The 2,717-nt window shown below is 43.1% G+C and carries 2 protein-coding genes; both read left to right on the top strand.

Annotated elements, in window-relative coordinates; translation table 11 throughout:
• Positions 1 to 138: 138 nt before the first annotated feature.
• Positions 139 to 1,152 (top strand): methyltransferase, encoded by a 1,014-nt coding sequence (locus QN359_RS19585; protein WP_322248143.1) that lies wholly within the window; start codon positions 139 to 141, stop codon positions 1,150 to 1,152.
• Complete coding sequence (locus QN359_RS19580) at positions 1,149 to 2,471, top strand: histidine phosphatase family protein (RefSeq protein WP_322248144.1); 1,323 nt, start codon at positions 1,149 to 1,151, stop codon at positions 2,469 to 2,471. Before QN359_RS19585 ends, QN359_RS19580 begins: the two co-directional genes overlap by 4 nt.
• Positions 2,472 to 2,717: the final 246 nt, after the last annotated feature.

Genomic DNA, 2,717 nt, shown 5'->3' with positions numbered 1-2,717 from the left:
ATGAGGACGTATATCAAGAACTGAAACTGGCGGCATAAAAATTTACTTTTAGGCGACAACTAGCTTGAAAAACTCCGATTTGCAGCAATTGAGCCTTTTTATAACAGCCAGGCACGCGTTGAGAGATTTGACGGTGGATTGGAAGTTATTAATGAGGAGGGCGTTTGTGTAGTTGAACTCCGATCTGCGATTCAAACTGAATTTTCCAGACTGTCTACAGACCTGGTCGGTTTTTGGAAAACTAAAACGATTTCTTCCGCTGTTGAGTTGAAAATATTTGAATCTCTTCCGGCAGCGGTTGAAAAAATAGCGCTTAATTGTGGATTAAAACTTGATCTTACAAAACGCTTACTGCGAGCTCTCGGGGAGTTAAATCTTCTTGAATATTCACGTGGGGTTTGGAGTGTAACGGCTAAAGGAGCTTATTTACAGCAAGCGCATCCAATGACTTTGGCTGATGCAGCGATTGAGTATGAACAGTATCTTTCACCTATGTGGAATGGATTGTCGGATGCAATTCGTGGCAACGATAAATGGCATGCGCCAGATATATTTAATCAGGTAGCCCTTGATGGTGAACGTACATTGCCACACCATCGAATGCTGCAGAGTTATGCTCTTCATGATTATGCACCTTTACCTGAAGTCTTGAATCTGGATTCCATTACACATTTGATTGATGCAGGTGGCGGAACCGGATCGCTGACCAAATATTTGGCCCAACGATACGAGTCCTTGAAAATATCTCTGTTTGATTTACCTGAAGTGATTGATCATGCTCGAAATTTGATTGGAATTCATGAGCAAATAGAGTTTCATGGCGGAGATTTATTTCAACCATGGGGGTTACATGCAGATGCTGTTTTATTGGCTCGAGTTTTACATGATTGGGATGATCAGGCTGCTTTGGCAATTCTTCAACGGGCGCGCTCAACTTTGCCAATAGGCGGGCGTATTTTTATTGTAGAGATGTTGTTGCTCGAAGACGAAATGTCGGGAGGGCTGTGTGATCTTCATCTCTTGATGGCGACCGGTGGGCGAGAACGTACATTGAGTGGTTATAGACTTTTACTTGAGTCGGCAGGTTTTTATTTTCATGAGTCAGTAAAACTTAACTCACTTCCAACAGTTCTTGTCGGAGTCGCAAAGTGAGTGAGGATATTCGATATCAGATTCCACATTCGACAATTCATTGGATCTCAGAAGCTCCGAAAAACATTCCGATTGTCGTACTTCTTCGACATTCGGTGCGTGATGACTTGCCACCCAATGATGTGGGATATGGATTGCCGATTACCGCTAACGGCAAACAGCTTTCGCATGAGTTAGGCGCTATTTTTGGTAATCGACTACGATCACTTCATACTAGTCCACTTGTCCGCTGCATCCAGACTGCTGAGTCAATTCAGACTGGGGCTATCAGTACTTTACCGATTAATTCTGACCGGTTACTAGGTGATCCAGGTGTATTTGTTATTGACGGAAAATTGGCGTTTACGAATTGGAAAGAGCTTGGCCATGAGGGTGTCATGGATCACTTGGTAAAGCGGGACACATCTTTACCAGGAATAGCAAATGCTGATTCGGCAGCAAGATTTTTGGTTCAGCATATGCTTGCGTCGTCATTGAATCGCCCCGGGTTTCATGTTTTTGTTACGCATGATTCTCTTGTTACTGCGACTGCTGCAAGAATGCTTGGGGTGCCTTATGGAATTGAAGACTGGCCACTGTTCTTGGAAGCAGCTTTTTTTTGGCAAGAAGAAAACAGTGTTTTTTCAGCTTATAGGGACGTCTGCAGGTCACACCATACATTTCCGTTATGTCATTTTGATGATGTAGATGTCATTGAGTTTGCTCGTCGTGAAATTGCGCAGGCATTAGGGAGTGATTGCGCAGCGCGTTTTTTTCTTGCTGGGGGTGCTTTTAAATCTCTTCTAACGGGCATGCCTCCTCGAGATCTTGATGTATGGGCGGCTTCAAATCAGGATCGAGATATTTTACTAACCACTTTGGTTCAACGTGGTGCAATTCAACTCAGTAGTACTACTTTTTCTGAACGATTTCAAATCGGCAATCGAATATTGGAGATTCCATTTCATACTGAATCTAGAACCTTAAGTAGTCTTCTCGATGGTTTTGACATCGGGCTATCAGCAATCGGTGTTGAGTTCGAATTTGGGCGAGAGTATCGTGTGTTGATTCATCCAATGGCTAAGATATCGGTTTTACGGAAAGAAATATTATTAATAAAACCTTTGCCCAATTGGAAGTATGCGTTGACGACACTTGAACGCATGCATCGTTATCAAATGGAACTGCGTTTCCGTATTCCTAATGAGGAAGTGGATGCTATTTGGAATGTATTTGATTCACAAGACTCCACGATGAAACAAGGTATGGTTGACCGCTATAAACGTACAAGCGTCCTCGATTGTTGTCTGATTGAGGAGGTTGAGGCTCGACGTAGTTAATTTGTAGGCTTTTGTGTGCGCCGGGCGGGCTTGAGGACCCTATTGGTGGCAATTAGCATGGAGTTCTGAAATTAATAGACCTTATTTTTTTCATGAAACCAATTTATCGCTGCCTAACGTATCTGAAAATGCGGATGATTTTGAAGAGATTTTCGAGTCCATGCAATTTTGGGTATTCCGGAGGAACGTGACCAGTGATTCCGGCATCGTGACCAGTCATTCCATTTTAACGTGACCGCCCATTCC

This window comes from Undibacterium sp. 5I2 (assembly GCF_035019605.1).
Classification (GTDB): domain Bacteria; phylum Pseudomonadota; class Gammaproteobacteria; order Burkholderiales; family Burkholderiaceae_D; genus Undibacterium.
The sequence above is the reverse complement of the archived record's forward strand: the minus strand, read 5'-3'. Positions and strand labels throughout refer to the sequence as shown.